We start from the raw sequence: 26836 nt of genomic DNA, 5'->3' as shown, positions 1-26836 counted from the left end.
CCGGCGTTCAGAGGGCCTCGCCGCTCACCCAGGCGCCGCTGTACAGCACCAGGGCCGGGACCACGCCGACCTGCGTTACGTCCTTCGGGCGACGAGCATCGAGGAGACCGAGTTCCGTCTCCATCTCTCCGGCCGCCGGCCGACGCTTCACCAGCAGTCGGGTGCGGTCTGGGCTCCACGCGAGCGGGGACCAGCCGCGGACCACGACAGCCTTCCCCGTCGTCGTGTCCAGCAGACTCGTGTCCGTCGGCTCCGCGGTCGGATCGTCGACCGGGTAGACGCGGGCAGCGACGTAGCCGGTGCCGACGAGAGCATCGCCGATACGGGGCGCGATCCGGAAAACCCGCCGCGCGCCGTCGCCGACGATCGCGACCTGGTCGTCGGCGTTGTCCCGATGGACGAGTTCGAGAAACCCATCCGACAGCGTCCCCGCCAGATTGATCTCCCGGCGCGAGGAGAACAGCACCCGCGTCCGCTCGGTCTGCGGGTCGTACTCCAGGAGCCGACCAAGGACCCTCCGGTCGTTGTCGGGCCCGTCGTCCTCAAACCGGATCCGACCGTTCGGCCGCACCTCCGGAGAGAAGCCGTGCGGACGGCCAACTCCTGGCAGCGGAACAAGTTCGCCACCTTCGGTCACGAGCGCGAGTTTGTCCAGCTGCTCGTCGGCCGCCACCACCACGACGGTCGACCGGTCCGCGGCGAGGTTCGAGATCCGCTTGTCCGTCGTGATCCGATGGACAGTCAGCGGATCGAAGGTGATCCCGTACAGATCCGCGGACAGGACGTCCCCGTCCGCACTCGCTGCCACGTAGAGGTCGAAGCTATGCAGCGTCGGTGCTGCCGCCGACGCACGGTCCGAGGGCGAGTCCTCATCCCCGCAGCCGCCGACCACGATGAGCGCGAGCACCGCCAGCACGGCGCCGACCGGCCAGCGACGCATCCCGGTTCCCTTCACTCAAACCCCGGCGTAGAGAACAAAGTAGAAGGCGACGTCCGAAGGCTCGGTTCCGGCCGGGAACTCCCACAGACCGTGCGCGATGGCGCCCTGGAAATCGTGGCTACCGCTCTTCGGCCAGCAGCGGTACCAGCGACCGATGCAGTTGTCCTGCCACCACGCGTTGACTGCATTGCGGTCGTATGTGTCCATGAATGTGTTCCACGGACCGCGATGAGAGCCCAGCAGCTTGTCCGCCGGCTTCTGCGTCAGCGACGCTGATATCCCGACGGGTCCCTTCTTGACCTGGAAACCCAGGCCGAGGGTGTAGTTCTCGGGCGTGGACCCTGTGCGCCAGGAATAGCCAATCCGGCGGAAATTCTCGGAATCGGCAAGCGCGATCCCGGTGCCCATGCGGCGCAGGCGGTGGTCGGCCAACTGACCACCACCGACCGAGCAGACCTCCCACTGAGTTGTCGGCGCCCCCTCAACCTCGCGAGCCGCGGTAATGCGATACGGGTGGTACTGGAAGTGGATGCTGCCGCGTCTTGTGTTGGCATACCGATCGAAGTGGTCGTAGGTCTGCAGCTTCCGGTTGTCCCCGTTCTTGATGCAGCTCCGGAGATCCGCGGGGCCCTCGGTAGAAGCGTCCAGACGCAGGGTGCCCGGGCCCAGTACATCGTCAGTAGCCGCATCGACAAGGCTGCGCACTGTGCGCAAGGGTCCGAGCTCTCGCCCTTGACCGGTTCGCGTGTTGATCGCGGCCTTGCCCCCGACAACCACCGAGTTGATCGCCGAGATGACGTCCTGGTCATCACTCTGCCGCGCCGCGGCCTGAGCGGTGCCTTCCGGAACGGATAGCACGCCGGCGATCAAGCTGATGACGAGAAGATTCCGTCGCAGTCGGCCCATGATGTGCCCCCCAGCACCTCGCCGCGCCACCCCCCGGCGACGCCCGCGAGGGCACACACTAGACAAACCGGACGGCCTTGTCACCACCCCTCTGCGGTTGTGGATGACACCATTGAATGCCGCGAGGGCGAGGCGCCGAGTTCGCGTTGAAGATGCACCACCGGGCGCGACGGCCTCGGCCCGGCGAGTACGGACTGCCGTTCACCTTCGGCGCCTGTTCGGCGGTCGTTCCCGGTCAGTCCGCGTCGATCTCGCCCGGCCTTCGCGGACACGCCGTTCGAGGACGCGACCGCCTCGTTCAGCCGCTGACCGACGAGAGCTACGCCGGCTTCAGCGGGTCGTGGCCGATGTTCATGAGCCGGCGCCGCCAGCGGTCGTTGCCGCCGGGGGTGGGTTCCTCGGACTCCCCACGGAGGGAGTCGACCCGGTCGACGACGCGGCGCATCACGACGAGGTCGTCGTCGGTGAGGTCGGTCTTCCGTTTCCCCAGCACCGCGAGGACGCCGCGGCCGAGGTCGGTGCCGGATTGGTCGGCGAACTCATCCGACCCCTCGGAGGCGCTCTGGGTCTGGAGCCAGTCCCGCAGCTCGCGGGAGGTCATGTTCACGGCGTCGTGAAACGCCTGCCAGAGAGTGTCGAGGTCGACGTCGGAGCTTGCGGAGACGCGGGCCATCACCGCTCCCCCTTCGGACCGCGGGCACGGTCGGTGTCCTTGGCCGGGTCGGGACCGCCGCTGATCCCCGCGTCGGCGAGTTCCTGCTTCGCGACCTCGTTCGCCTTCTGGTCCGGGATCCCGCGGTTGTCCGCCTCGTCGCGGCGGCGCGCCCGCTGGGTGTCGTAGGCACGGCTTCCGGGATTCGGCATGTGTCCTCCTCGACGATCGGGCCTTGCTCTCAGAGCCCTACCCGATCGCCCGCGCGACGCACACACGCGTCAGACTCGCGCCGCCTCCTGGCCGAGCCGGGTGCGGAGCTTCACCGCGGCGCGGCGGGCCCGCTTCGCGGTGGCCTTGTCCGGGTGCCGGGCCCCGAGGACGTCGAGGACCTCCTCCACCCGCGGATGGTCCAGCCGCCACATCTCGTCCAGCAGCTCGTTCCGCTCCGGCACGCACTCGATGCCGAACGAGCTCACCAGTTCCTCCTCGCCACCGGCGTCGAGGCTGACGGACAGGATGTCGACCATCGCCCCGCTCCACCGCTCCTTCGCGACGTCGGAACGCCCCACCGCCCCACGCTCCCGCAGCCACAGCAGCGCGAACCCGTCCCCGGGGCCGTCGAGCAAGCTCCGCATCGCCTCCACCGCCGGTTTCTCCGGCACGGTCTCGTCGACGGCGTCGATCGCGAGCATCAGCGTCAGCCGGTCCGCCCCACCGTCGACCACGGCTGTGAGCAGGTCCCGCGCCGCCGACGGATCTGACGAGGCGTCAAGCCACGCACACGCGTCGGCCAGCCAGTCCTCCGGGCGTCCGACACCGGCCAGCGCCACCAGCTCCGCCGCGCTCGCCCCGACCGGGTCCGGCCGCTCCGGGATCTCGAACCCCTGACCCCGCAGCAGCTCCACCGCCGCCGCGACGCCCGCGGGCGTGAGCAGCGCGATGAAGTGCTCGTCGTCGCAGTCCGGGCACGGCTCGTCGTCCGGGACGATCTCGACCAGACCGAGCTCGTCGAAGTCGCCCAGAACCAGGTCCACACAGACCGGCAGCATCTCCTCGACGAGTTTGGCCGGGTCCGGCAGCCGCTCGGCGACGTAGCGCTCGAGGATGTCGATCAGCTCGGCACCATCGAGCCCGTCCTCGCCGGTGTGCAGGAGAGCGGCCAGCAGCAGGACGCTCGACCCCAGCCGCAGGTCGTGCAGCCAGTCGACGACTCCCTCCCGCGGCGGCACCGACACCAACGCGGCCTCGACGATGCGCTGATGGGCCGTCAGGATGTCGAGCTCGCCGAAACTCTTCACCTCGACGAGCTTCTTCTGGTACCGCCGTACCGCCCCGGCGGTGACCGCAATCCGCACGACCCGGTCCAGGTACTCCAGCTCCGTCGCGGACCGGACGCCCTCGAGCTCGTCCCCCGTGGCCAACATCTGGACCAGCTCGCGGGCGTCGGCCAGGCGCAGGTGGCCCTTCTCGGTCAGCGAGGCCCCGGGCGCGGCGCAGAACTCGGCCAGCGCCTGCACCTGGAGCAGCAGCGGCGCCGACTGCACGTCGTCGAGTCGCTCCTCGATGTCCGGGATCCGGACCGGGTTGAACGTGTTGGGCACGCCCGCGTTGCGACGCTCCACGCGGCCGAGGATCCCCGCGACCGTGTCGTCGTCGAGCTCCAGCACGCGCTCCGCGAGGTCGGCGAGTGCGGCGTCGTCCAGCTCCGGCCCGGTCTGCAGTCCCCCGACGCCGGCGAACAGGCTCTTCGCCATGCCGAAGTTGTCCGGGTCGGACATCTCGCGCAGGAACTCCGCCTGGTTGCGCTCGCACCACGAGCGGATCGTCGAGGGCCGGTCCGAGGCCGGGTCCAGCCGGCCCGTCTGCGCCAGGAACTCGACGAACGCCGCCACGTTGCCCGGCATGTCCGCGCACAGCTCCGCGGTGGCGGACAGCTTCCGCGGGCACCAGCACAGCAGGAACTCCTGCACCCACGCGACTGTCCACACGTCCAGCACGCCGTCGTCGTACTGGAAGCGCCAGTCGAGCAGCAGCCGCGCGTCGTCGACGTCGACGCTCAGCCCGTGCTCGGCGACCCAGGTCCCGAACTCCGCGACCAGCGCGTCGGACGTCTTCTTGAACTCCTTCTCACTCGCCGGCCGCATCCGCAGCTTCGGCCGGTCCGGCGCCCCCGCCTCCCCGACCACCGCGAGGCGACGGCGCTTCGACGGGCGGTTCGACATCCGGTCCTCCTCCGCTCCGGGCGCCGGAGGTGACGCCCGGGTGAAGCCCCATTCTGGACCGTCGCACACCCCGCGGACAGCTCCCGCGCCCGGCACCCGCTGCAGGGCGGCTCGGCACGGCGGCATGTCCGGCCCCGGTCCGGGTAGCCCTCCGGCCTCAGGACCGGAGGCGGCGTGGACCAGGACGAGTTCATCGAGCAGGTGCGGATCCGGGCGCGGCTGAGCTCCCGGTCCGAGGTGGAGCGGGCGATCGCGGCGGCGCTGGAGACGCTCGGGGAGGCGATGGCGAACTCGGCGGCGGTGAGTCTGGCGTCCAAGCTCCCCGGCGAGATCGGGGATCACCTGCGCCGGACCGCCGCGGACCCGGAGGTCCCGCGGATCCCGATCGAGCAGTTCTTCGCGCGGGTCGCCGAGCGCGAGGGCGTGCCCCGCCACGCGGCGATCACGCACTCGACCGCGGTGCTCAAGGTCGCCGGGGAGGCGCGGCGCTCCGCCCCGACCTACGTCTCCGCCGAATCCGGGCTCAGCTTCGCCAACCTGTTCAGCGGGTTCTTCGGGGCCGCGGCGCGCAGCGCCTGATCACACGACCTCGCCACCCGGCGTCAGTAACGTCGCGAACCAGTCCGCCGCGAGCCCGGCGACGGCCTCCAACGCGCCCGGCTCAGCGAACAGGTGCGTCGCCCCCTCGACGATCTCCACGCGCCGCGGACACAGCATCAGCGTCGCCGCACGCTCGTTCACCTCGCGCACCGGGATGTCCTCGCCCCCGACGATCAACAGCGTCGGCGCCGCGACGCGGACCAGCGCCTTCCCCGCCAGCTCCGGCCGCCCGCCGCGGGAGACCACCGCCCCGATCCGCCCCCGGGCCTGCGCCGCCGCGACCAGCGCGGCCGCCGCACCGGTGCCGGCGCCGAAGTACCCGACCCGCGCGGGCCCGATCTCCTTGCTCAGCCAGCGTTCCGCGTCGTAGAGCCGGTCCGCGAGCAGCCCCACCGGGAACGCGCTCTCCGCCTCGGCCGGGGTGAGCAGGTCGAGCAGCAACGTCCCGATCCCGCGCTCCTGCAGGACCGACGCCACCATCCGGTTCCGCGGACTGTGCCGGCTGCTCCCGCTCCCGTGCGCGAAGACCACCACCGCGTCGGCGCGCTCGGGCAGGACGAGGTCACCCGCCACCGCGGCCCGATCCGTGACGATCGAGACCTGCTGAGCCACCGTCACGACGCGGCTCCCGCAAGCAGTGCGAGCACCTCGTCGTCGCCCGTCTGCCGGTAGTCCTCGTACCAGATCCCGACCGCTTCGAAGTGACGGGGCGTCAGGATCGCGATCAGGTCGTCCACCTCCGCGGCCAGCCGCTCCGCCGTGTCCGGCGCCGCCACCGGGACCGCGAGCACCACCCGCGCCGGCCCGTACGACCGCAGCCCACGCACCGAGGCCTCGGCCGTCACCCCCGTCGCGAGCCCGTCGTCGACCAGGACGACCTCCGCCCCGGCCAGCGGCGGCAGGGCGCGATCGCCCCGGTACCGCGCGACGCGACGCTCCAACTCGGTGCGCGCGGCCGCGGTCAGCTCCCGCCACGTCCGCTCGCGGATCCGCGGCGCGTGCGCGTACACGACGGGCTCGGCCAGCCCCTCCGCGATCGCGCCGATCCCGAACTCCGGTTGCTCCGGCAGCCCCACCTTGCGGGCCACGAACACCTCCAGCGGAGCGGCCAGTGCTGCCGCGATCGGGGCCGCCACCGGCACCCCACCCCGCGGCAGGGCCAGCACGACCGGGTCGGTCAGGTTCAGGGCCGCGACGCGTGGAGCCAACCGGCGTCCCGCGTCGCGGCGGTCCGTGAAGCGCATCGGTCCTCCCGAGGACGCTCTGCCGCTCCCCCTACCCACCTGGCGCGCCGGAAAGACCGGGGCATGCGCCACGCCCGGCGGGGCAGTGTCGGAGACGACCACGCAGGAAGGGACCGCGATGGACCTCATCACCGCCGAGCACGTCCGCGCTCTGAGCACCGCCCCCGAAGGGTCCGCGCTGGTCATCAGCAAGGGCCGGGCGCTCGTGCTGCCCGGTCCGTTCAGCGAGGTCAACGGCTACCTCGTCATCGGACGTGAGGATCTCTCCGGCCTGCTCGGCAACGTCCGCGACGACCACGCCGTCGAAGAACTCGCCCAGCGCCTCAACAGCGCCGTCGTCGAGCTCGGCGGCTAGTTGGCTCAGCCCAGGTTCAGCGCAAGGCACGCCTGCTCGCACCGCCGGCACGCCTCGGCGCAGATCCGGCAGTGCTCGTGCATCTCCGCGTGCGTCGCGCACTCGTCCCCGCACATCCGGCACGCGTCCGCGCAGGCTCGGACGGCCGCGCGCAGCAGCCCCGGCGCGGTGTCGGGCCCCCGCGTCAGGATGCGGGCGAGGGCGTCGCACAGGTCGGCGCAGTCCTGGTTGAGGCGGATGCAGCGCCGCAGGTCGGCGACCATCTCCTCGTGCAGGCACGCGTCCGCGCACGAGGTGCAGGCCTGCGCGCAGGCCAGGCACGCCTCGATGCACTCGGCCAGCGCGTCGGCGTCGATCCCGACCAACGGACGGGGATGGGCTTCCTGCATCTCGGCGACGAGCACGACGACCTCCGATCGATCCGCGGCCGCGGTGGCCGACGGCTCTGACGTACCCGTCCGGAGAGATCGATCACGTGTGGGCTCAACCACGGCGCCACGCCGACCGATGCCTCTACCGTGGAGGAACGTCCTTCGCGTCGATGCGGACGCGGCGCCGTGCGCACCACCTGACCTGCACGACCCGCGCTGATCCCGTCCCGGAGACTCTGTGCCGCTCGAGGCTGACCCCGCTGTACCCACCGACGCCCCGGAGCGCCCGTCCCTCGGCGCCGTCGTGAAGCACCTGACTCTGGCGATCCTGACCGCCAACATCATCCCGGGGCTGCTGTTCTACTCCTGCATGCTCGCGAGCAACATCTGGCTCGCCCTGACCGTCGCCCTCTGCTGGTGCTACGGCGCCGCCGCCTGGCGTTCGGTCACCAAGCGCCGGGCGTCGATCCTGCTGTACCTGACGATCATCGGCCTGACGGGCAAGACGATCTTCGCCTTCGCCACCGGTTCGACGTACTTCTACTTCCTGCAGCCGGCGCTCTCGGACGTCGTCGTCGCGACGCTGTTCCTCGGCTCCCTGCTGACCGCCCGTCCCGTCGTCGCCCGCCTCGCGAACGACTTCTATCCGATGGACGACGACCTCCACGGCCGCGCCCGCGTCCAGCGCCTGTTCTGGCGGCTGACGCTGCTGTGGGCCGTCATCGTCGGCATCAAGGCGACGCTCTCCCTCTACCTGCTCCACACCCAGCCCACCGACGACTACGTCGCGATGAAGACCGTCTTCGCCCCCGCCCTCATCGCCGGCGGCGCCGCCGTGACCGTCTGGCTCAGCGCCAAGGTCGCCCGCCACGAAGGTCTGCTCGGCGGTTCGCTCCGCACCGCCTGACCCACCCTCATTGGAGATGACATCTCCAACGGGGGTTGGGTCGCGGCGTTGTCCACAGGCCCGGAGCGGAAGCGCGCGAATTCCGGCAGTCTCTGCCCTCCACACACGGGAGGGGACATCCGATGGCGTATCAGCTCTACGTCTGGGAAGGGGAGCGCCCGGCCGACGACGCCGCCGGCGGGCGCGAGTGCCGGGAGATGGTGTGCCGGCACCTGGTCGGCGACAAGACCGCGCCGACGGCGAGGATCCGCGCCTTCGTCGACGCGCTGACCGCGCAGTGGTCCGACGACGCCGACGACCCGGCCTCGATCACCTCGCCCTGGGTCTGGACCCCGCTCCTCGACGACGCGTCGGGCCCGATGCTGCTGCTGACCCTCGACGACGACATGGCTCTGATCGGGAGCGTGATCATCGCTTCGATGGCCGAGGAGCGCGGACTCGTCGTCTACGACCCCCAGGTCGAGCTGCTGCGCCCGGTCTCCGAGGCGACCGCCGCCGAGTACTGGAAGCAGCGCTACGGCACCGGGGCCTCGCTGAACTGAGAAACACCCGTAGCGTCAGCGGGATCGCGCGCTATTGCGCTCGATCCCGCTGACGCTACGAGGAAATTCGGTCAGGCGGCTTCGGTCGACATCCGGCCGAGGAGCACGCCGACACCGACGTGGAGCTCCGGCTGCTGCGGGGCCGGAGCGATCGCGCCCTCGGTCCCCGGGGTGGCCTGCGTGGTCTCGTTCTTCTCAGTCATGGCAATGAGACGAATCGACCCGCCCGTCGGACGTGGTCCGTTCGGACCAATTTCACTAGTCCCTTCGGCCCGTTCCACCTGACCCAAGCGCTACCGCCGCTTCGGCCGGACCCAGCGGTAGGTGATGGTGACGTCCTCGCGCTCGTCCAGCAGCACCCGGGCGACGTGCGAGTTGTGCCTGAACGTCACCTTCGTCCCATCCGTCTGCTTCACGGTCACCGATTTCAGTCGGAACGGTGACTTCACCCGGTAGAACGCGGTGACCCGCGTGCGCTCCTCGACTCCGCGGACCAGCGCCCGGCAGCCGCGGGCGCGCCGGTATTCGGTCGAGGTGCCGCTGATTGCGGTTCCTGACTCCAGGGACTCGATGCCCACTCCGGAGTTCAGAGCCTTGTGCTTGCCCAGGCCCTGATGGCACACCACCACCGCGCCCGAACCGGCGGCGGCTACCCGGGCCTCCGTGCGGGCCGTGGCCTGAGCCCCGGCGGACCCGCCGGCGACGAGGAAGCCGGTGACCCCGACCGCGGTGGCGACGAGGGCGGAGCCGGTGGACAGGGCGAGTGAGCGCTTCATGCGGGCCTCCCAACGCATGGACCGGCGCAGTCGTCGGCCACCTTCCCTTGATACGAGCGACGCCCCCGCGGACCGGTCCACTTGGAACGGATTTGGCCCGGCCCGAGCACCCGGGACCCCACGAACAACGCCTGTCACAGGCGGGTCATCACGGAGCGACGCGGCGCGCCGCCGCGCTGTGGCGTCCCGCGGGCGAACCCGGAGCGGTCGATACCATCGGCCATTGTTCCGACGAGGCACGAGGTGGCCGTGCTGCAGCTCCCGACCGGCGAGGGTGTCCTCCCCGACCAGTTCCTCCGGGCCGCGATCGCCGAGGGCGTGATCGACGCCGGGCGGTTCACGATCCCCGCGACCAACATCCAGCCGGCGAGCCTGGACCTGCGGCTCGGCGAGGTCGCGTACCGGATCCGGTGCAGCTTCCTGCCCCACCGCGACACCGTGGAGCACGGGCTCAAGGATTTGATCGTCGACGAGCTCGACCTGCGCCGCGAGGGCGTCGTCCTCGAGACCGGGCGCCCGTACTTGATCCCGCTCAAGGAAGCCCTCAGCCTCCCGCCCGGGATTCGCGGCAAGGCCAACCCGAAGAGCTCGACCGGCCGCGCGGACGTCTTCACCCGCGTCATCACCGACGGCTCGGACCGCTTCGACGAGATCGCCCCCGGCTACTCCGGCCAGCTGTACCTGGAGGTCGTGCCGCTCTCGTTCCCGATCCGGGTGCGCGAGGACCTCACGCTCAACCAGCTGCGCCTCGCCGTCGGCCGCGCGGAGCTGAGCGACGCCGAGCTGCAGGAGTACCACGGCATCGAGCCGATCCTGTTCGCGGACGGCGCTCCCGTCCCCGCCGAGCAACTCGTCCTCGGCAACGGCATGTTCCTCGGCCTCGACCTGCGCGCCAACAACGTCGGCCGCGTCGGCTACCGGGCCCGGCCGAACGCGCCGCTGCTCGACCTCAGTCGCGTCGGCGAGGCCGACCCCGAGCAGTTCTGGGAGCCGGTCAAGCCCGAGCCGGGCAACCGCATCGTGCTCACGCCGAAGGACTTCTACCTGCTGATGTCGTACGAGGCGGTCCGCATCCCGTCCGGCCTCGCGGCCGAGATGACCGCCTACGACCCGACCTCCGGTGAGCTCCGCACCCACTACGCAGGGTTCTTCGACCCCGGCTTCGGCGTCGACCCCGCCGGCGCGCTCACCGGTTCCACCGCCGCGCTCGAGGTCCGTGCCCACGACGTCCCGTTCATGATCGAGCACCGCCAGGGCGTCTGCAAACTGACCTTCGAGCGCATGCTCGCCGAGCCCGAGCGCCTCTACGGCCAGGGCATCGGCTCCAACTACCAGAACCAGGTCGAGACCCTCGGCAAGCACTTCCGGCTTCCCACCACGGGGTAAGGCGGCGCGCAGGGGCTCCGGGGGCGGGCCAAGCTGCGCCGAGTGCGCAGATCGGCCCCGGTCCGCGCCCCGAAACCCGTGCCGATCTGCGCACTCGGTGCAGTTCAGCGCGGCCCGCGACTCGGCGACTCGGTCAGGCGACGGCCGCGGACGGCGTAGCGGTCCGGTGTTGTCGAACCGGTGGCCGGGTGAGGTGAGCGCTGGGCCCCGCCCGCCGCGCGCGGGGCCCAGCTGATGGTGCGTCAGGCCAGAGAGCCGGAGAGGACGAACGACGCCGGGCTCGCGCCCTGCTCCGCCGCGTCGCCCCGCTCGCCAGGCGGAACGCCGCGACGGCTCTCCCCACCCGTCCCCTGCCCGCGGCCGCCGTCCTCGTCGTCCGGGCACGGGTGCTGCCGGGCCGCCCCTTCGGGCGCCACCCCGCCGCGGGCCCCCGGGGTCGCCGTCGGGGTGGTGCCCCCCGACGGCTCCGACGACTCCGACGACTCCGACGGCGAACTGCTCGGCGCCGGTGTCCCGGCCGGCTCGTCCGCCGCGACGGCCCCGACCGCCGAGAACAACACGCCCCCGGCGACCAGGCCGGCCGCCACCAGCCCGACCGAACGGCTGTACTGACCGATCTTCATGTGCCCTCCTCCTCGGGCCGCCCTGGCCCACGAGGATCAGGGAACCGACCGTGGCTTCACCTGGCCTTGGGGGACGATTCGGAGTCGCTTCCGACCCCTCAGCCCGCGATCTCGCCCCGGACGTCGAGGCGGGCGAGGTCGGCGGCCGCGCGGCCGGCGGCCCAGCCCTCGACGTCGCTGACCTCGGTCGACTTGGTGCGCAGCCGCGGGAACACGCGTTGAAACTCGCGCTCGACGTCCGCACTCACCGCGCGCAGCACCGGCAGCAGGCGCTCCCGGTCCGGCGCCTCCGCCAGCGCCGCGCGGTCCGCGGCCTGGAGCCGCTCGCCGATGCGCTGCGCGTACGAGATCAGGAAGGAGCGCCGGAACGAACGCGTGCGCGACGTCCCACCCCCGTCCTGACGGCGGCCGTGCCGCAGCATCGCCGCGTCGGCCTGCACGAGGAGCGAGGTGGCCAGCAGTTCGACCGCGTCGAGGTCGTGCGGATCCCCCACCAGCGACGCGAAACCGAGTCCCTCGCTGACCGCCACGCGGCACCGGTTCGCCCGCGCGACGGATGTGACGAGCAGGGCCTTCGCCCAGACGTACGGGGCGTCGATCCAGATGCGCCGCGTCGTGACACCGCCGGTCGCCGGGCCGTTCTGACTCTGCGTCAGCAACCGGTCGAGAGCGTAGCGCGCGATGAGTTCCTGCGCCTTGGCGGTCAGGGCTTCGGCCTCCGCCTCGAACTGCGTGGACTCGGCCTTCGCGAGCAGGGCGCGGACCTTCGCCAGTTGGCGCGCGGCGTCGGGCCCGGTCGATGCTCCGCGGGTGGCCCGGGCCTGGCCGGGCGGCGACACGGTCACGGCGATGTGCGGGACGAAGCGCAGGACCGCCACCACGCGCAGGGTCAGTGCCAGGTCGACGGGGTCACCGAGGTCGGGCACGAGGGTCGGGGGCAGGTCGTCGAGGCCGCGTTGCCAGCGCTCGTCGATGCGGGACGGGTCGAACGCCTGGGCCTGCGCCCGCAGCAGCCCGGCGATCAGCGCCGGACCGCCACAGCCGACCCGCCGGCGCAGGACCTGCCCCAGATCGTCCGGATTCCAGCCGTTGCAGGTCAACGGTTCGACCAGCGCGCTCAGCGCGTCGGCCACGACCGTCGCCACCCGGCGTGGCTCGCGGCGCATCAGATCCGCGACGGCAAGGTCGACCGCCGCCGGATCCACCATGACGCGCACCAGCCATCGCTCGACCGCTGCGCGCTCGTCCTCCGGGCCGGACAGGCCCAGTTCCGCCAACCGATTTCTCCCCATGCCCGGATCGTTGCCGTCCCCACCGACAGTTGGATTTCGCGCCCTCACCCCGGCTGCTCGGCGGTCCAGATCAGGGCCGCGGCGAGGTAGCGGTAGGTCCACTCCTCCGCGAGTTTGCGGGTCTCGCAGAAGACGATCGGCACCTCGGGGTAGCGGACCTGTAGTTCAGCGATCCCGTCGGCGACGGCGGACGGCCGCTGGTGCGCCAGAGTGAAGACGCGGGAGTAGCGGTCCTCGACGACGACCGCCGCGCGGGGAACGGCGGCCAGCTCGCCGAGCGCGAAGCGGAGCTTGCCGTTCATCACGCTGCTGACGAGGTCGTCGAGGGACTTGCGCTCGACCACCGCGAGCAGCTTGCCGTCGGCCTCGACGCCGTAGTCGCCGCAGGGCAGGGCGCGCTTGGTCGTCGTCACCTGCTGGTTCGCGAACTTGTAGGCGTACCGCTCGTGGGCGTCGACGACGATCTCCATCGTCGCGAGACCCGAGGCCCGCGCCGTCGGGGTGCTGACAGCCGGCCGGGCCTGCTTGCGCGTCCGGGGCGACTGCCAGAAGACCATCTCGCGCCCCCGGGCGCGGGTGAAGACGATCTGCGAGCGAGACTCCCGGGTCCGGTCGGCGACGACGTCGATCGCCGCGCCGCGACGGGTGCAGGCGGTGAGCGGGACGGTCTCGACCAGGTCCGGCTCAACCGGCCACTCCGCGAGCGGGACGGGATAGCAGAACAGCGCGTTCGTCCGCGGCCACGTGTCCTTCGTCCGGAAGACGAGGTCCTCCCGGCCGGCCGGGACCCGGATCAGGAACGGCAGGGAGCTGTCGGTGTCGGGGTTGCGCGCGATCAGCAGCTCCACCCGCCCTTCCTACCGGAGAACGCTTCCGCGGAAGCGTTTCGGCTCGCTACGGCGTCGGTGTTCCGTGCACCACGCCGTTGCATCGCGATACGTTTCGATATATCGTGAGTGCATCGACCCCAGGGAGGGGTCGGAACCAAGGAGAATCGAATGCATGACGTCCACGACGGCCGTTCCTACGGCCACCCGGGCCGGCGCTACCGCGCCGAGGACCCGTCCGAGCGCGGCTACGGCCGGCGCGGCGGACGGGGCGCCATGAGCCCCCGCGGCCGCGACGGCGACGTCGAGCGCGGCGAACCGCGCGCACGCCGGGACGGGCGACCCGATCTCGGCCACCCGCACGTCCGCGGCCACCGCGGCCGCGCGCAGCGGGGCGACGTCCGCGCCGCGGTGCTCCGCCTCCTCGCCGAGCACTCGATGCACGGCTACCAGATGATGAACGCGATCGCCGAGCGCACCGACGGCAGCTGGCGGGTCTCCCCCGGCGCCATCTACCCGACGATCGCCCAGCTCGAGGACGAGGGCCTCGTCCGCACCGAGTCCGAGGGCGGCCGCAAGCTCGTCGTCCTCACCGACGCCGGCCGCGCCTACGTCGAGGACGAGACGACCGCCCCCGCCGACCCCTTCGCCGCCATGACCGACGAGAAGGGCACCGGCCTCCGCGACGTCTTCGAAGGCCTCGCCGTCGCGAGCAAGACCCTCGGCCGCACCGGCACCCCCACCCAGATCGCCGCCGCCCGCGAGGTCCTCGAGAAGGCCCGCCGCGACCTCTACCTGATCCTCGCCGACGACCCCGGCGCGACGACCTGACCCGTCGCCGCCCCGCCCCGCCGCCCTCACCAGCCGTCCCGACGCCGACTTCACCAGCCGTCCCGACGCCTTCACCAGCTGAGGCCCTGCTTCACCCGTCAGGCAGGGCTGGTGAAGACGGTCTCAGCCAGTGAAGCTGCACCCGCCACCGCGCGGCCACACTGCCCGCGCCGGGCGACCGCTTCCTCGCCGCAGCACCACTTCGCCCGCCGGATCGGACGAGGGAAGCCGCACCCCGCCGACGGAAGCTGCGCCCCGAGGCCGCCGGCGCTCCGACGCCGGCTTCACCAGGCGTCCCGACGCCTTCACCAGCCGAGGCCCTGCTTCACCCGTCAGGCAGGGCCGGTGAAGACGGTCTCAGCCAGTGAAGCTGCAGCCGCCGCCGCACGGCCACTGCCCGCACCGGCGGCGACCGCTTCCCTCGCCGCAGCACCACTTCACTCGCCGGGACCAGCTTCACCAGCCCGGCCCGGCGAGTGAAGCGGGGGCTCAGCCAGTGAAGCTGCGGGGAGAAGCGGCGAGAAGAAGCTGGGGCCCGGGACCGGACGCGCGTCAGCCGGCGGCCCAGGGAGGGGGGCCGCCGGCTGACCGGGATGGCTCAGGGTTCTGGCCGGCCGCCCGGAGGGGGCCCGGGCGGCCGGTCAGGTCTAGGAGTCCGCGGCGGCGGTGTACTGAGCCCCGCCGAGGACGGCGGTGGTGACCGCGAACTGGGACCGGAGCTCGACGACCTGCTCCCGCATCCGCTCGATCTGAGCCTCCGCGGCGGTGACGCGGTCCGCGGACTTGACCAGTTCCGACTCCAGGCCCTTGGCGCGGGCCTCGGCGGCGCCGCGGGCGCGCTCGGCGAGAGCGAGCTTCGCGGCCATCTCCTCGAGCTTCGCGGCGAGGGCGTCCTTCTCGCCGTCGACGGCGGCCTTGGCCTGGTCGGCGGCGTCGCGCTCGGCGGTGAGGAGCTCGATGCGCTCGCGGATCGCGGCCGCGGTCGCGGCGGACTCGCGGGCGGCGGCGCCGGACTCGGTTGCGGCGGCCTCGGCCTCGAGCGCCCGCTGCTTGAACTCGGTGATCGTCTTCTCCGCGGCCTCGCGGCGGGCGATCTCGGCGTTCAGGGCGGCCTCGGCGGCCGCGGACTCCTGCGCGTGGGCCGTCGCCGCGGCGAGGGTCTGTGCCCGGGCCGCGTCGACCTTCGACGCCGCGTCGGCGCGCGCCGCCTCGATCAGGCGGGCCGTCTCCATGCGAGCGCCCTCCATCTTCGCGGCGGACTCCTTGCGCACCGCGTCGATCGCGGCCGCGGCCTCGGTGCGCGCCTGCTCGACGGTGCGAGCCGCCTCGGTACGCACCTCCTCGGCGCGGGTCTCGGCCACCGACTTGGCCTGCTCGCTCGCCACCACCGCGGCCTTGAGCTCGGAGATCTGGGCCAGCAGGCGCTCGGCCTCAGCCTCGGCGGCCGCCGTCGAACGCTCGGCCTCGGACTTCTGCGCGGCGAGCTGCGCCGTCAGCGCCTCGACGCGGTGACGGGTCGACGCCAGCGACGCCGCGGCACGACGCGCCTCCGCCTGAGACTCCGTCAGAGCGGCGGTGGCCTCGTCGGCGCGGGCCTTGTCCGCGGCCGCGGCCTCGGTCGCCTTCACGCGACGCTCCACCTCGGCGAGGCGCGCGGACTCCGACGCCTTGCGCGCCATCTGCTCGGCGGTCAGGGCCTTCTCGGTCGCGTCCAGCCGGCCGGTGAGCTCCTCCACCGACTTCAGCGCCGCGACGAGCGCCTCGTTCTGCGCCGAGAACTCCTTCTGCATCGTGTCGCGCTCGGCCGACATCAGCCGCACCGCGACCTGGGCCTGCTCGACCTTCTCGGCCAGCGCGGCCGCCTGCGCCGCGGCCTCCACCGCGGCGGCGTCGGCCTGCGCGCGCTCGTTCTCCGCCTGCAGCTGCGCGCGCTCGGCGCGGGCGACGCGGGCGTTCGCCTCGGCGACCTTCTCCGCGGCCTCGGCGGAGACGGCCTCCATCTGGGCGGCCGCGGCCTCGGGGTCGGCGGTCTGCTTCAGCGCCTCGTTCAGCTCGCCGAACTGGCCGAGCAGGTGCTCCACCATGCCGGTGACCTGACGGCGGATCTCGGACGCACGCTCACGCGCGCTGTCGACGGGACGCTCGTCGATCGGAGCACCCGTCAGTTTCGACTTCAGCTCCTGGCGGGCCTTCCAGGCCGCGGCCGGGTTGTGCTCGGGGTCGCCGCAGTAGCGGGCCACCCCGTTGGCGCCGTCCGCGGCGCTCGGGACCGGGGTCCGCATGCAGTTCGGCATGGCGCAGACCGGACGCGTCTGCGCCGGGACCGCCTCAGCGGCCACGGGACGGGCCGGCGTACGCGCGGCCCGGTTCAAGGGAGCGGAGCTGCGGGAGGTCGTCTGCTCGGTCATGCGTGTGATCGTTCCGAAGTCGATCACCGGACGCGGCGAACATTGCGAATCCTTGAGAGCGGAGCATTCGGACATCCGCGACATCCCCGGACGATCATGGTCATCTGACTGGGACTCAGTCGATCACCGCCGCAGCTCCGCCGGCTCCTCCAGTCGCTCGAGCTTCTGCGGGTTCCGGACGGCGAAGATCCGCGCGATCCGACCGGACTCGAACGCGAAGGAGACGACGGTGTCGAGCCCGCCCGCCCGCTCGATCCGCACCGCGACCGTGCCGTTGACCAGCGCCGTCACCAGGTCCGCATCGGAGACCACCCGCGTGAAGTTCTTGAGCAGTGTCGCGACCGTCTCCGCCCCCGACACCGGCTGCTTGAGCGCCGGCGCGATGCCCCCGCCGTCGGAGACCATCACGACGTCGGGCGCGAGGACGTCCATCAGCCCGAGGACGTCCCCGGTCCGCAGCGCCGCGAGGAACCGCTCGACGACCTGCTGCTGCTCGCGCCGGCTCACCGCCACCCGGGGCCGCCGGGCCGCGACGTGCGCCCGCGCGCGGTGAGCGATCTGACGCACCGCCGCGGGCGACTTGCCGACGGCCGGCGCGATCTCCTCGTAGGGGACGTCGAAGACCTCCCGCAGCACGAACACCGCACGCTCGACCGGGCCGAGGGTCTCCAGCACCGTGAGCATCGCGAACGAGACGCTCTCCGCGAGCTCGACGTCCTCCGCCACGTCGGGGCTGGTGAGCAGCGGCTCCGGCAGCCACTCGCCGACGTAGTCCTCCCGACGCCGGGCCAGCGTCCGTAGCCGGTTCAGCGCCTGCCGCGTGACGGTCTGGACGAGATAGGCCCGCGGGTCGCGCACCCCGGCCCGGACCGCGTCATCGAGTCCAGCCCAGCGCAACCACGTCTCCTGCACCACGTCCTCGGCGTCGGCCGCGGAGCCGAGCATCTCGTAGGCGACGGTGAACAGGAGGTTCCGGTGGTCGAGGAACGGATCGTTCATCGCGCCGAGGCTACGGCCAGCGGCGGCAGGCTGCACGAGGCCGCGAGCCCCGCCGACTCGACGCCGAGCGCCACATTGTTGCGGCTGTAGAAGTTGGCCAGCGCGATCCACGCCGTCAGCTCGACCAGCCCCGGCGCCCCGAGCGCGCTCAGCAGCCGCGCGGACAGCTCGTCGGTCACGGTGGGCGGGGTGGCGGTCATCGCCTCGGCGTAGGTCAGGACGTCCCGCTCCAGCGGCGAGAACACGTCCGAGGAACGCCACCGCGGCACCTCGCGTGCCTTGGTGAGATCGACCCCCTCGTGGTGCGCGGTGTAGTAGCCGAGGTCGAGGCAGAACGCGCATCCGATGTGGGACGCCACGGCCATGTGCGCGAACGCCTTGAGGCTGTCGTCGCAGGCGTTCCACTTCCTGCTCTTGCGACCGAGCCCGAACGCGAAGTTCAGGACCTTCCTGTGGTGCCACGCGACCCCGATCGCGTCCGGCACCTCCCCGGTCAACTTCCGGGCCATCCGTTTGACGAGAGCCCCGTACGGTCCGGTCAACTCGGCGGGCGGGATGCGGGTCATGTCTCCTCCTCGGTGGTTGCTTCGGCATGGAGACACCCCCCGCCCGGCGTTTGTGACACGTTGCGTCCGACGATGTGGTCGCTATCGCAGCCACTCCTTCGGACGTTGCGGGGCGCGGACCTGGCAGGGTGGGCGGGTGAACCGACTGTGGGTACGAGCCATTGCCGTCGCTGCGCTCCTCGGCGGCCTGGCGGCCTGCGCCGACGACGAGGACACGCGCACCCCGACCCCGGCGGCCTCGGTCGCGACGACGGCGAGCCCGACGGCGACCGCGACCGGCACCGCGTCCGACGGCCCCACCGTGACGGTCCAGAACGACCCCACGTTCGCCTCGGTCCTGCGCGCGACGGACTCCTGCAACGACGAGGTCGGGGCGTTCGCATCGGCGTACGCGGGGCGGACGATCGAGTTCGACGCCTCGGTCGCGGCGATGGCGGGCGGGCTCTCGATCCTCGACCGAACCGATCCCGACGACGGGCAGGGGTTCTACGACATCCTCGTCGTCCCCGGTGACCGGGGGCCCGCCACCGAGATCGGACCGTCGTTCCAGTTCCACGACGTCACGCTCGACGACCTGAACCTGGTCGGCGACAACGTGCCCGACTCGATCGGCAACGGCGACCGGCTCCACGTCGTCGCGCAGGTCGGCGAGTACACGATGGGCTGCCTGATCCGGCTCGCGCCGGTGTCGACCGAACTCCGCTAGGACGTCCGCGCCGCCAGCGCGCAGAACTCGTTGCCGGACGGGTCGAGGTAGTACCGCCACGGCAGGTCTCCCCACTCCGGGTGGAAGACCTCCCGGCCCCCGCGTTCGGTGATGTCGGCCGCGACGGCGTCGGCGTCGTCGCCGGCCTCGAGGCGCAGGTCCAGGTGCAGCCGGTTCTTCCGCTCGTCCTTCGGGTCGCGCTCCGGGATCCACTCCAGCCACGGCCCGAGCCCGGAGGGGTGGCGCACCGACGCGAACTCGGTGTCCTCGACGAGCGTCCAGCCGCTCAGCTCCGCCCAGAACTGCCCGTCGCGCAGCGGGTCCGCGGACCGGAGCACCACCGCCGCCAGCGGGCCGGTGTCCGCGTACACCGCGCGGTCCTCCAGGACGCAGAACGCATTGCCCTCCGGGTCGCCGAGCACCACCCACGGCACGTCGCGCTGGCCGATGTCGAGCGAACGGGCCCCCAGCGCCAGGACGCGCTCCACCTCCGCGTCCCGCTGCGTCCCGCCCCGCAGGTCGAGGTGGACCCGGGGCGAGGGGAACGGCGGGTCCGCGACCCGTTGGAAGCACAGGTCGAGCGCCGGCCCGCCCGCGACGGCGAGGCGGGTCTCGAAGATGTCCGGCTCGTCGGTCAGCCGCTCGCAGCCGAGCGCGGCCTCCCAGAAGGCACCCAATCGCTGCGGCTCCTGGGCGTCGATGACCAGGTTCTCCAGGTACATGCCGTCAACCTAGGCGCCGGGTCAGACACCCGAACGGCGCATCCCGGTGCTCGCGACCGCCGCGGCGACGACGATCCCCACGCTGACGAACAGCGCCGACCGGTAGCCGGAGTCGAGCATCGGCGTCACGACGAGCGGCCCGAGCATCTGCCCGATGCTGTAGCCGGTGGTGAGGATCGCGACCGCGCCCGGGATCCGCATCTGGTTGCCGATCGCGAGGGCCATCATCGCGATGCCGAGGAACGTCGCACCGAACAGCACCGCGGCCACGAGCGCCGCGACCGCTCCCCCGAAGATCGGCGGCTGCGCGACGCCGATCGCCTGCACTGCCAGGGCCGCGACGAACAGCGTCGAGCGCGGGCTGAACCGGGCCAGCCACGCCCACAGCGCCGCCGACGGCGCGGCGGCGAGGCCGACCAGCACCCACGCCCACGTGCCGACCGAGCCCGGGGTGTTCTGCTCGATCGCGGCGACCAGGAACGTGCCCGCGATGATGTACCCGACGCCCTCCAGCGCGTATCCCGACGCCAGCGCCACGAACCACCGCCGCGGCACCGCGGGCTGCGCTGACCCACCGTCAGCACCGTTGCCCCTCGGCACCGGCAGGGCCCACGCAATGACCGCGCAGACCGCCGCCGCGACCGCCGCCCACCACCAGGCCTGCTCCCACGTCCCGCGGGTCCGCAGGGCGAGGACGAGCGCGCCGGACAGCGCGATCCCCGTCCCGACGCCGCTGAACACCCAGCCCACCCAGTGGTGCGCGTGCTCGCGGAGGGTGTGCAGCACCGCGCCCGCGCAGACGATGAAGATGACCGCGCTGCACGCACCGGCGACGAAGCGGAACACCAGCCACGGCCCGACCTCGGGCCAGGCCGGCATCAGCGCGAGCGACGCGACGAGCGCGACCAGTGCCGCCCGGTACGCCCACAGCGAGCGGGCCAGGCCCGGGACGAGCATCGTCGCGAGGGCGCCGACGAAGTACCCGGCGTAGTTCGCGGTCGCGAGGTGCGCGCCGTCGGTCGGCGAGAGCCCGGCCTGGGCGTTCATCAACGGCAGGATCGGCGTGTAGACGAACCGTCCGATCCCCATCGCGGCCGCCATCGCGGCGGCCCCCTGGGCGACGAGGAGCCAGGGCCGCACGGTGGCCGCGGTCGCGACCTGCTCGCGCTCCACGGTCAACGCCACGCTCCCGATGGTGGGGCCGGTCGCCCCCGACGGCCACGACACGTCTGCTCCTGGCTGATAGGCCCAGCCTCTCAGGGCGTTAGCCTGCGCGGATGGAGCTCCGTCAGCTGCGCTACTTCGTGGCCGTCGCCGAGGAGCTGAACTTCGGCCGGGCCGCGGCGCGGCTGCTGATCGCCGGACCGTCCCTGTCCCAGCAGATCAAGGCGCTCGAGCGCGACCTCGGCGTCCGGCTCTTCGACCGCGACCGCCGCTCGGTCGCCCTCACCCCGGGCGGCGCCGCGCTGCTCCCCAAGGCCCGCGCGCTGCTGGCCCAGGCCGAGGACCTGCGCCGCTCGGCGGCGGGCCTGGCCGCGAGCGCGCCCGTCCGGCTCGGGTACGTCCACTGGCTGCCGGCCGACCTCACCGCGCGGGTGTTCGGGTTGGCCGACGTCCACGTCGACACCTGGGTCCTGCCCTCGCACACCCAGGCGCGGCGGGTGGCCGAGCACAGCCTCGACCTCGCGGTCTGCTGGATCCGCACCAGCGACCTCGCCGACCTCGGCCTCGCCGCGCGGCTCGTCGGCGCGCACCGGCTGCACGCGATCGGCCCGGCCCCGGAGGCCGGTGAGGTCCGCGCCGCCGACACCATCGTCCTCGTCGACGCCGACACCGCCAACTGGGAGTCGTGGAACGTCTTCGTCTCCGAGTTCGGCGCCGACACCGGGGCCGAGGTCGTCCGCATCGACGACGGCGGCATCACCGGCCCGGCGTACTTCGCGCACGTCCGCCGGCTCGGTCGGCCGGTGCTGAACTCGCCGAAGGGCGACGGCGTGCCGCTCCCGGCCGACCTCGCCGCGCGCCCGGTCGTCGACCCGACCCCGTACTACACGTGGTCGCTGGTCTGGCGGGCCGACGAGACCCGGCCCGCGGTTCTCGCGACCGTCGACGCCCTCGCCGTCGACCCCGCCACCCTCGGCCTCGACTCCCCCGCCGCCTGGCTCCCCGCCGAGGAGCCGAGCCGGAAGAACTGACCGCCCGTCAGGCCTTCTTTCGGGCCGTCAGAAGAGTGAAGGAGAGCATCTGGCCGCCGTCGGCGGCGAGCATCCGGCCGACGGAGCCGGCGTGAGGGTCCTCGCCCCGGAGCGAGCAGGTGACGTCGTGCCAGAGCCACCAGTCGGCCCAGCCGTCGGGCTGGAGGCGGGCCTGAACGTCCTCGACGAGCCCGGTGAGCTCCCAGCTCCGCCTCCACCAGTCGGGGGTGTGCCAGGCGAGCGCCTCCCAGCCGACACACTCGGCGATGTAGTGCGGGATCGCCCCGAGCTCCCGGATCTCCTTCGTCATGCCCGGCGTCGCGACCGCGAGGATCCCGCCCGGTCGGAGGAACCGCGTCAGGTAGCCGAGGTAGTGGTCGTCGGTGCCGAAGTACTCGAAAGCGTCGACGCTGACGATCGCGTCGAACGACTCCGGCTCGAACGGCAGGTCGTGGGCCTCCGCGCGGACCGCCGTCACCGACTCCCCCACGCCGGCGGCGTGGAGGACCTTCTGCACCTCCTCGGCCGGCGTCCACCAGTCGGCGGCGACGACCTCGGCGCCGTATTCCTGGGCGAGGAACACCGACGTCGCACCCCGGCCCGCGCCGAGGTCGAGGACCCGGGCGCCGGCGGGCAGGTCGAGGTCGAGGTTCTCCAGGAGCCAGAGCGGGTGCGGCCCCATGTCGAGGGAGACCACCCACGCCGGGTCGTAGTTCAGCGAGCGCGGGTACCGCTCCGGGCGGATCAGGTCTTCGAGGGACGCCACGCAGGCATCCCACCACGCCGCGGGCCGCTCGGCATTGGTTGACTGGCCCCGTCCCCCCGGAAGGAGTCCGCGTGCAGATCGACGTGATGGTCGGGCCGACCCCCTGGAACGAGGTCGCGCAGCTCGCGCGCGACCTGGAGGGCGCCGGCTTCACCGGCATGACCTTCACCGACACGACGCAGACGCCGTGGATGTCGATCGCCGCCGCCGCGACCGCCGCCCCGACCCTGCACTTCACGACGGGCATCGCGGTCGCGTTCCCCTCGAGCCCGATGGTGCTCGCCGGCATCGCGTGGGAACTCGCGGGCAACACGGGCGGCCGGTTCCGCCTCGGACTCGGGAGTCAGATCAAGGCTCACATCGAGCGCCGCTACGGCGTCGACTACGACCCGCCGGGGCCGCGGCTGCGCAGCTACGTCCTCGCGGTGCGCGACATCTTCGCCGCGTTCCGGGGCGAGACGAAGCTCGACCACCACAGCGAGTACCACGACCTGACGCTCCTGCCTCCGGCGTGGGCGCCGCCGTCCCACGAGCACGGGGACATCCGGATCGACGTCTCCGCGGTCGGGCCGTGGATGTGCCGGATGGCCGGCGAGCACGCGGACGGCATCCACGTCCACCCGCTGCACTCGATGCACTACATCGCCAACCGCCTGCTGCCGCAGGTGCGGGAAGGCGAGGCGAAGGCGGGCGCGGGCAAGACGACGGACCTGCTCATCCCGGTCTTCATCGTCCCCGGCGACACCCCCGAGGAGCGGGCCGCGCTGACCGCGAAGGCCAAGCAGCAGATCGGCTTCTACGGCTCCACGCCCAACTACCACTTCCAGTTCGACGACCTCGGCTACGAGGGGACGACCGAGAAGGCCCGCCTCGCACTCCGCAACAACGACATGGAGGCGCTGCGGGCCTGCATCACCGACGAGATGCTGGAGCACTACGCCGTCGTCGGACCGTGGGACTCGATCGCCGACACGCTGATCTCCCGCTACGGCGACCTCGCCGAGCGGGTCATCTCCTACCTGACCGTCGACGACCTCGCCGCCCACCCCGAGAACCTCGGCCGCTGGGGCGAGATCGCCCGCGCGGTCCGCGACCACAAGAACTGACGCATCCTCACATCAGGAGACACGCCGTGCCGTTCGACTACGCCGCCGCCTACCCCTCGCTGCGCTTCGACCGTCCGGGCGACGGCATCCTGCGCGTCACCCTCGACGGCCCCGGGCTCAACGCCGTCGGGCCCGACGGGCACCGCGAGCTCGGCGAGGTCTGGGTCGACGTCGACCGCGACCCCGAGACCCGCGTCGCGATCCTGCAGGGCGCCGGCAAGGGCTTCTCCGCCGGCGGCAGCTTCGACCTGATCGATTCGATGATCGCCGACTACGGCACCCGCATCCAGGTCATGCGCGAGGCACGCGACCTCGTCATGAACGTCATCAACTGCTCGAAGCCGATCGTCTCGGCGATGCACGGGCCGGCCGTCGGCGCGGGGCTGGTCGCGGGTGTGCTCGCGGACATCTCGATCGTCAACCGCAGCGCCAAGATCATCGACGGCCACACCCGCCTCGGCGTCGCGGCCGGCGACCACGCCGCGATCTGCTGGCCGCTGCTGTGCGGCATGGCGAAGGCCAAGTACTACCTGCTGACGTGCAAGCCGCTCACCGGCGAAGAGGCCGAGCGGATCGGCCTGGTCTCCCTCTGCGTCGACGACGACGAGAACGTCCACGACAAGGCCCTTGAGGTCGCGACCGAGCTCGCCGCGATGGCCCAGCCCGCGTTGCGGTTCACCAAGCACGCGCTCAACCACTGGTACCGACAGGCGGGCCCGATCTTCGACGCCTCGCTCGGCCTCGAGTTTCTGAACTTCACCGGACCCGACGTGCTCGAGGGCGTCGCCTCCCACCGCGAGAAGCGCGCCCCGAACTTCCCGAGCGTCTCCGACACCCGGCGGATCTGATGAACCTCGGCGACCGCCTCGCCGTCGTCACCGGCGGCGCCTCCGGCATCGGCCGGGCGATCGCGCAGGCGCTCGGCGAGGCGGGCGCGAAGGTCGCCGTCCTCGACCGCGACGAGGCGGGCGCCCGCGCGACCGCCGAGACGCTTCCCCACGGCGGCGACGCCTTCGTCGTCGACCTCGCCGACCCGGCCGCGATCCTGCGCGTCCGGGACGAGGTCGTCGCCCGGTACGGGCTGCCCGACGTCCTGGTCAACGCGGCCGGGTTCGACCGCATCGAGCCGTTTCTGGCGAACGACGACGAGCTCTGGCAGTCGCTGACCGCGGTGAACTACCTCGGCCCGGTGCGGATGTGCCACGCGTTCCTGCAGCCGATTCTCGCGGCCGATCGGCGCGCAAAGATCGTCAACATCTCCTCCGACGCCGGCCGCGTCGGCTCGATGGGCGAGACCGTCTACTCCGGGACCAAGGGCGCGGTCATCGCGTTCACCAAGTCCCTCGCCCGCGAGATGGCCCGGCACCGGATCAACGTCAACTGCGTCTGCCCCGGCCCGACCGACACGCCCCTGTTCGCCTCGGTCCCGGAGAACATCCGGACCGCCCTCGTGAAGTCGATCCCGTTCCGCCGCCTCGCCGAGCCGAAGGACATCGCCGACGCCGTCCTGTTCTTCTGCTCCGACCGGTCGGACTACATCACCGGCCAGGTCCTCTCCGTCAGCGGCGGCCTGACGATGGCGGGCTGAGGCCGGCCGCGTCAGAACAGTCCGACCGGGGACGGGGTCGGGGTGGGCTCCGGGGTCGGTTCGGGGGTGGCGAAGAGGTCGCCGACGCCGCCGGCGGGGGTCGGGACCGGGGTCGGGGTGGCCCGGGGGGCGCCGGAGGGGCGCGGGGTCCGGGGCGGGGCCGGGGTCGGGCGCGGGGTCGCGGCCGGGACCGGGGTGACCGTCGGCTCGGGCCGCGGGGTCGGGGTGGCGCGCGTCTTGCGGACCGTCACGACCTCCTCGGTGTAGTCGAGGGGCTCGGGGCGGATCAGGATCCACAGCGTCAGGACGGCGACGAAGGCAGCCATCAGCCCCACCGTCGAGGTGCGGACGCGGCCGCCGAACAGCGTGGGGGGCAGGTTCACGGCGTCCCCGGGGCCGAGCTGGCGATGATCGTGTCCGTCGGCAGCGAGATGCCCTGCTCCCGGAACGCGGTGATGACCCGCGCGCGCAGGGCCCGGCCGACCTCGTACTGCCGGTCGGGCAGGGTGCGCGCCACCATGCGGACCTTCACGAAGCTGGTGCTGATCGTCTCGACGCCCATGACCGTCGGCTCGTCGAGCAGCAGCGGCCGCAGCTTCGGGTCGCGGTAGACGTCCGCGCCGACCTCACGCAGAATCCGCTGCGCCTCGACGAGGTCGGAGTTCGGCCACAGCGGGATGTCGATGACGGCCCGGGCCCAGTCGCGCGAGAGGTTCGTGACCTGCACGAGCTGCCCGTTGGGCACGATGACGAGCTCCCCGGTGAACGTCCGCATCTTGGTGATGCGGAGCGAGACCTCCTCGATCGTGCCGGTGACGCCGGTCTCCGAGCCGAGGGTCGAGATCCGGACGAGGTCGCCGAAGCCGTACTGCCGCTCGGCGATGATGAAGAACCCGGCCAGCAGGTCCTGCACGATCCGCTGCGCGCCGAAGCCGAGCGCGACGCCGAGCACGGCCGCCGGCGCGACGAAGCCGGTCAGCGAGAACCCGAGCAGCGTCAGGCACCGCACGATCGCGATGCAGACGATGGTGACGTTGCCGAGCCAGATCAGCACCTGCACCAGCGCGTGCTGGTGCTTGCCCCGCTCGGTGCGGACGACGTCGTCGAGTTCCCCGCCGGCGGCGTCGATGCGCCGGGTCGCGTAGTGCCCGACCGCGGCGACCGCGCGGCAGGCCAGGATCGCGCCGAGCACGACGAGCACGATCTCGAGGCCGTCGCCGCGCGCCCAGGTGGTCAGGTCGTCGGTCTGGGCGGCCGCGGTCAGCTGATCGGCGTTCCGGGCCGGGGAGGAGCCATAGCGCAC

Annotated in this window: 32 protein-coding genes; 11 read left to right on the top strand and 21 right to left on the bottom strand. The window is 72.4% G+C overall.

The genetic code is table 11. From position 1 onward, the window contains the following. Positions 1–7: 7 nt before the first annotated feature. The 5 genes from SPOPO_RS0119425 to SPOPO_RS0119405 form a co-directional block, all read right to left on the bottom strand. Positions 8–940, bottom strand: coding sequence for a hypothetical protein (locus tag SPOPO_RS0119425; protein WP_019876703.1), 933 nt, complete (start codon positions 938–940; stop codon positions 8–10). Between the two features lie 15 nt (positions 941–955). Continuing rightward, the gene (locus SPOPO_RS0119420; protein ID WP_019876702.1) at positions 956–1846 is read right to left on the bottom strand and encodes a hypothetical protein; all 891 of its coding nucleotides are present in this window, start codon (positions 1844–1846) and stop codon (positions 956–958) included. Positions 1847–2165: 319 nt separating this feature from the next. Further along, positions 2166–2519, bottom strand: a complete 354-nt coding sequence (locus SPOPO_RS0119415; RefSeq protein ID WP_019876701.1) for a DUF3140 domain-containing protein — start codon at positions 2517–2519, stop codon at positions 2166–2168. Continuing rightward, entirely contained in the window at positions 2519–2710 is a 192-nt protein-coding gene (locus SPOPO_RS0119410) for a hypothetical protein (RefSeq protein ID WP_019876700.1), read from the bottom strand. Before SPOPO_RS0119410 ends, SPOPO_RS0119415 begins: the two co-directional genes overlap by 1 nt. Before the next feature lie 69 nt (positions 2711–2779). Further along, a complete protein-coding gene (locus SPOPO_RS0119405; RefSeq protein ID WP_019876699.1) occupies positions 2780–4723 on the bottom strand; it encodes a hypothetical protein in 1944 nt (647 codons plus the stop codon). A 174-nt stretch (positions 4724–4897) separates the two neighbouring features. On the opposite strand from SPOPO_RS0119405, the gene SPOPO_RS30600 reads away from it, so the two are divergent. Beyond that, positions 4898–5302 (top strand): DUF2267 domain-containing protein, encoded by a 405-nt coding sequence (locus SPOPO_RS30600; protein WP_019876698.1) that lies wholly within the window; start codon positions 4898–4900, stop codon positions 5300–5302. Here the strand turns inward: SPOPO_RS30600 and SPOPO_RS35290 are convergent, their stop codons facing one another. Together SPOPO_RS35290 and SPOPO_RS35285 are read right to left on the bottom strand one after the other, a co-directional pair. Next, complete coding sequence (locus tag SPOPO_RS35290) at positions 5303–5941, bottom strand: dienelactone hydrolase family protein (RefSeq protein ID WP_019876697.1); 639 nt, start codon at positions 5939–5941, stop codon at positions 5303–5305. Further along, positions 5938–6567, bottom strand: a complete 630-nt coding sequence (locus SPOPO_RS35285) for a phosphoribosyltransferase (RefSeq protein WP_019876696.1) — start codon at positions 6565–6567, stop codon at positions 5938–5940. The genes SPOPO_RS35290 and SPOPO_RS35285 overlap by 4 nt, the downstream gene beginning before the upstream one ends. Before the next feature lie 118 nt (positions 6568–6685). Between SPOPO_RS35285 and SPOPO_RS0119385 the strand changes: the two genes are divergently transcribed. Beyond that, positions 6686–6922, top strand: a complete 237-nt coding sequence (locus tag SPOPO_RS0119385; RefSeq protein ID WP_156870045.1) for a hypothetical protein — start codon at positions 6686–6688, stop codon at positions 6920–6922. A gap of 5 nt (positions 6923–6927) precedes the next feature. Here the strand turns inward: SPOPO_RS0119385 and SPOPO_RS0119380 are convergent, their stop codons facing one another. Beyond that, entirely contained in the window at positions 6928–7326 is a 399-nt protein-coding gene (locus SPOPO_RS0119380; RefSeq protein WP_019876694.1) for a four-helix bundle copper-binding protein, read from the bottom strand. 205 nt (positions 7327–7531) lie between these two features. Here SPOPO_RS0119380 and SPOPO_RS0119375 point away from each other — a divergent pair, with 205 nt between their 5' ends. Together SPOPO_RS0119375 and SPOPO_RS30595 are read left to right on the top strand one after the other, a co-directional pair. Continuing rightward, entirely contained in the window at positions 7532–8200 is a 669-nt protein-coding gene (locus SPOPO_RS0119375) for a VC0807 family protein (RefSeq protein WP_019876693.1), read from the top strand. Positions 8201–8322: 122 nt separating this feature from the next. Further along, entirely contained in the window at positions 8323–8742 is a 420-nt protein-coding gene (locus SPOPO_RS30595) for a hypothetical protein (protein WP_019876692.1), read from the top strand. Positions 8743–8813: 71 nt separating this feature from the next. On the opposite strand, the gene SPOPO_RS35935 is transcribed toward SPOPO_RS30595, so the two are convergent. Both SPOPO_RS35935 and SPOPO_RS0119360 read right to left on the bottom strand, forming a co-directional pair. Then, complete coding sequence (locus SPOPO_RS35935; protein ID WP_019876691.1) at positions 8814–8945, bottom strand: hypothetical protein; 132 nt, start codon at positions 8943–8945, stop codon at positions 8814–8816. A 90-nt stretch (positions 8946–9035) separates the two neighbouring features. Continuing rightward, on the bottom strand, positions 9036–9518 hold the full coding sequence (locus SPOPO_RS0119360; protein ID WP_019876690.1) for a hypothetical protein: 483 nt from the start codon (positions 9516–9518) through the stop codon (positions 9036–9038). Positions 9519–9761: 243 nt separating this feature from the next. Between SPOPO_RS0119360 and SPOPO_RS0119355 the strand changes: the two genes are divergently transcribed. Next, positions 9762–10904, top strand: coding sequence for a 2'-deoxycytidine 5'-triphosphate deaminase (locus tag SPOPO_RS0119355; RefSeq protein ID WP_019876689.1), 1143 nt, complete (start codon positions 9762–9764; stop codon positions 10902–10904). 242 nt (positions 10905–11146) lie between these two features. Here the strand turns inward: SPOPO_RS0119355 and SPOPO_RS0119350 are convergent, their stop codons facing one another. From SPOPO_RS0119350 to SPOPO_RS0119340, 3 genes are all read right to left on the bottom strand, one after another. Then, the gene (locus SPOPO_RS0119350) at positions 11147–11527 is read right to left on the bottom strand and encodes a hypothetical protein (RefSeq protein WP_019876688.1); all 381 of its coding nucleotides are present in this window, start codon (positions 11525–11527) and stop codon (positions 11147–11149) included. Between the two features lie 98 nt (positions 11528–11625). Further along, on the bottom strand, positions 11626–12819 hold the full coding sequence (locus tag SPOPO_RS0119345; protein WP_084671298.1) for a DUF2786 domain-containing protein: 1194 nt from the start codon (positions 12817–12819) through the stop codon (positions 11626–11628). Positions 12820–12863: 44 nt separating this feature from the next. Beyond that, complete coding sequence (locus SPOPO_RS0119340) at positions 12864–13667, bottom strand: ERCC4 domain-containing protein (protein WP_019876686.1); 804 nt, start codon at positions 13665–13667, stop codon at positions 12864–12866. A gap of 150 nt (positions 13668–13817) precedes the next feature. Between SPOPO_RS0119340 and SPOPO_RS30590 the strand changes: the two genes are divergently transcribed. Then, on the top strand, positions 13818–14477 hold the full coding sequence (locus SPOPO_RS30590) for a PadR family transcriptional regulator (protein WP_019876685.1): 660 nt from the start codon (positions 13818–13820) through the stop codon (positions 14475–14477). A gap of 647 nt (positions 14478–15124) precedes the next feature. On the opposite strand, the gene SPOPO_RS30585 is transcribed toward SPOPO_RS30590, so the two are convergent. The 3 genes from SPOPO_RS30585 to SPOPO_RS34455 form a co-directional block, all read right to left on the bottom strand. Then, positions 15125–16885, bottom strand: coding sequence for a coiled-coil domain-containing protein (locus tag SPOPO_RS30585; RefSeq protein ID WP_156870043.1), 1761 nt, complete (start codon positions 16883–16885; stop codon positions 15125–15127). Positions 16886–17008: 123 nt separating this feature from the next. Further along, the gene (locus SPOPO_RS0119325) at positions 17009–17884 is read right to left on the bottom strand and encodes an RNA polymerase sigma-70 factor (protein WP_028984930.1); all 876 of its coding nucleotides are present in this window, start codon (positions 17882–17884) and stop codon (positions 17009–17011) included. Next, on the bottom strand, positions 17881–18450 hold the full coding sequence (locus SPOPO_RS34455) for a carboxymuconolactone decarboxylase family protein (RefSeq protein WP_019876682.1): 570 nt from the start codon (positions 18448–18450) through the stop codon (positions 17881–17883). The genes SPOPO_RS0119325 and SPOPO_RS34455 overlap by 4 nt, the downstream gene beginning before the upstream one ends. Positions 18451–18586: 136 nt before the next feature. Here SPOPO_RS34455 and SPOPO_RS0119315 point away from each other — a divergent pair, with 136 nt between their 5' ends. Continuing rightward, a complete protein-coding gene (locus tag SPOPO_RS0119315) occupies positions 18587–19156 on the top strand; it encodes a DUF4839 domain-containing protein (protein WP_019876681.1) in 570 nt (189 codons plus the stop codon). Here the strand turns inward: SPOPO_RS0119315 and SPOPO_RS0119310 are convergent. Together SPOPO_RS0119310 and SPOPO_RS0119305 are read right to left on the bottom strand one after the other, a co-directional pair. After that, positions 19153–19878 (bottom strand): VOC family protein, encoded by a 726-nt coding sequence (locus SPOPO_RS0119310; RefSeq protein WP_019876680.1) that lies wholly within the window; start codon positions 19876–19878, stop codon positions 19153–19155. The genes SPOPO_RS0119315 and SPOPO_RS0119310 overlap by 4 nt on opposite strands. A gap of 21 nt (positions 19879–19899) precedes the next feature. Then, the gene (locus SPOPO_RS0119305; protein WP_211210925.1) at positions 19900–21063 is read right to left on the bottom strand and encodes a YbfB/YjiJ family MFS transporter; all 1164 of its coding nucleotides are present in this window, start codon (positions 21061–21063) and stop codon (positions 19900–19902) included. 92 nt (positions 21064–21155) lie between these two features. Between SPOPO_RS0119305 and SPOPO_RS35930 the strand changes: the two genes are divergently transcribed. After that, complete coding sequence (locus SPOPO_RS35930) at positions 21156–22073, top strand: LysR family transcriptional regulator (protein ID WP_019876678.1); 918 nt, start codon at positions 21156–21158, stop codon at positions 22071–22073. Positions 22074–22080: 7 nt separating this feature from the next. Here SPOPO_RS35930 and SPOPO_RS0119295 read toward each other — a convergent pair whose 3' ends face one another. Beyond that, positions 22081–22839: an SAM-dependent methyltransferase gene (locus SPOPO_RS0119295; protein WP_019876677.1), complete on the bottom strand. Its 759-nt coding sequence runs from the start codon at positions 22837–22839 to the stop codon at positions 22081–22083. Positions 22840–22910: 71 nt separating this feature from the next. On the opposite strand from SPOPO_RS0119295, the gene SPOPO_RS0119290 reads away from it, so the two are divergent. From SPOPO_RS0119290 to SPOPO_RS0119280, 3 genes are read left to right on the top strand one after another with little or no spacing between them, the layout of a single operon-like run. Next, positions 22911–23945, top strand: a complete 1035-nt coding sequence (locus SPOPO_RS0119290; protein ID WP_019876676.1) for a TIGR03617 family F420-dependent LLM class oxidoreductase — start codon at positions 22911–22913, stop codon at positions 23943–23945. Between the two features lie 26 nt (positions 23946–23971). Further along, positions 23972–24793: an enoyl-CoA hydratase/isomerase family protein gene (locus tag SPOPO_RS0119285; protein ID WP_019876675.1), complete on the top strand. Its 822-nt coding sequence runs from the start codon at positions 23972–23974 to the stop codon at positions 24791–24793. Beyond that, positions 24793–25533 carry an SDR family NAD(P)-dependent oxidoreductase gene (locus SPOPO_RS0119280; protein ID WP_019876674.1) on the top strand — a complete coding sequence of 247 codons (741 nt, stop codon included), beginning with the start codon at positions 24793–24795 and terminating at the stop codon, positions 25531–25533. Before SPOPO_RS0119285 ends, SPOPO_RS0119280 begins: the two co-directional genes overlap by 1 nt. Before the next feature lie 11 nt (positions 25534–25544). On the opposite strand, the gene SPOPO_RS34450 is transcribed toward SPOPO_RS0119280, so the two are convergent. Together SPOPO_RS34450 and SPOPO_RS0119270 are read right to left on the bottom strand one after the other, a co-directional pair. Then, positions 25545–25916, bottom strand: a complete 372-nt coding sequence (locus tag SPOPO_RS34450) for an Rv3103c transmembrane domain-containing protein (RefSeq protein WP_019876673.1) — start codon at positions 25914–25916, stop codon at positions 25545–25547. After that, the gene (locus SPOPO_RS0119270) at positions 25913–26836 is read right to left on the bottom strand and encodes a mechanosensitive ion channel family protein (protein ID WP_019876672.1); all 924 of its coding nucleotides are present in this window, start codon (positions 26834–26836) and stop codon (positions 25913–25915) included. The genes SPOPO_RS34450 and SPOPO_RS0119270 overlap by 4 nt, the downstream gene beginning before the upstream one ends.

It is taken from the genome of Sporichthya polymorpha DSM 43042, from assembly GCF_000384115.1.
GTDB classification, from domain to species: domain Bacteria; phylum Actinomycetota; class Actinomycetes; order Sporichthyales; family Sporichthyaceae; genus Sporichthya; species Sporichthya polymorpha.
Note: the sequence above shows the minus strand (reverse complement) of the source record. Positions and strands in the feature narration are given on the sequence as shown.

What these genes read in the sequence shown, in the direction of transcription:
- SPOPO_RS0119420 (WP_019876702.1), bottom strand. Translation starts at nt 1,846, where the DNA reads ATGGGCCGACTGCGACGGAATCTTCTCGTCATCAGCTTGATCGCCGGC.
- SPOPO_RS30595 (WP_019876692.1), top strand. Translation starts at nt 8,323, where the DNA reads ATGGCGTATCAGCTCTACGTCTGGGAAGGGGAGCGCCCGGCCGACGAC.
- SPOPO_RS0119310 (WP_019876680.1), bottom strand. Translation starts at nt 19,878, where the DNA reads ATGTACCTGGAGAACCTGGTCATCGACGCCCAGGAGCCGCAGCGATTG.
- SPOPO_RS0119415 (WP_019876701.1), bottom strand. Translation starts at nt 2,519, where the DNA reads ATGGCCCGCGTCTCCGCAAGCTCCGACGTCGACCTCGACACTCTCTGG.
- SPOPO_RS0119325 (WP_028984930.1), bottom strand. Translation starts at nt 17,884, where the DNA reads ATGAACGATCCGTTCCTCGACCACCGGAACCTCCTGTTCACCGTCGCC.
- SPOPO_RS0119410 (WP_019876700.1), bottom strand. Translation starts at nt 2,710, where the DNA reads ATGCCGAATCCCGGAAGCCGTGCCTACGACACCCAGCGGGCGCGCCGC.
- SPOPO_RS0119280 (WP_019876674.1), top strand. Translation starts at nt 24,793, where the DNA reads ATGAACCTCGGCGACCGCCTCGCCGTCGTCACCGGCGGCGCCTCCGGC.
- SPOPO_RS0119425 (WP_019876703.1), bottom strand. Translation starts at nt 940, where the DNA reads ATGCGTCGCTGGCCGGTCGGCGCCGTGCTGGCGGTGCTCGCGCTCATC.
- SPOPO_RS0119345 (WP_084671298.1), bottom strand. Translation starts at nt 12,819, where the DNA reads ATGGGGAGAAATCGGTTGGCGGAACTGGGCCTGTCCGGCCCGGAGGAC.
- SPOPO_RS0119385 (WP_156870045.1), top strand. Translation starts at nt 6,686, where the DNA reads ATGGACCTCATCACCGCCGAGCACGTCCGCGCTCTGAGCACCGCCCCC.
- SPOPO_RS35285 (WP_019876696.1), bottom strand. Translation starts at nt 6,567, where the DNA reads ATGCGCTTCACGGACCGCCGCGACGCGGGACGCCGGTTGGCTCCACGC.
- SPOPO_RS0119360 (WP_019876690.1), bottom strand. Translation starts at nt 9,518, where the DNA reads ATGAAGCGCTCACTCGCCCTGTCCACCGGCTCCGCCCTCGTCGCCACC.
- SPOPO_RS30585 (WP_156870043.1), bottom strand. Translation starts at nt 16,885, where the DNA reads ATGACCGAGCAGACGACCTCCCGCAGCTCCGCTCCCTTGAACCGGGCC.
- SPOPO_RS34455 (WP_019876682.1), bottom strand. Translation starts at nt 18,450, where the DNA reads ATGACCCGCATCCCGCCCGCCGAGTTGACCGGACCGTACGGGGCTCTC.
- SPOPO_RS0119350 (WP_019876688.1), bottom strand. Translation starts at nt 11,527, where the DNA reads ATGAAGATCGGTCAGTACAGCCGTTCGGTCGGGCTGGTGGCGGCCGGC.
- SPOPO_RS35930 (WP_019876678.1), top strand. Translation starts at nt 21,156, where the DNA reads ATGGAGCTCCGTCAGCTGCGCTACTTCGTGGCCGTCGCCGAGGAGCTG.
- SPOPO_RS30590 (WP_019876685.1), top strand. Translation starts at nt 13,818, where the DNA reads ATGCATGACGTCCACGACGGCCGTTCCTACGGCCACCCGGGCCGGCGC.
- SPOPO_RS0119405 (WP_019876699.1), bottom strand. Translation starts at nt 4,723, where the DNA reads ATGTCGAACCGCCCGTCGAAGCGCCGTCGCCTCGCGGTGGTCGGGGAG.
- SPOPO_RS35935 (WP_019876691.1), bottom strand. Translation starts at nt 8,945, where the DNA reads ATGACTGAGAAGAACGAGACCACGCAGGCCACCCCGGGGACCGAGGGC.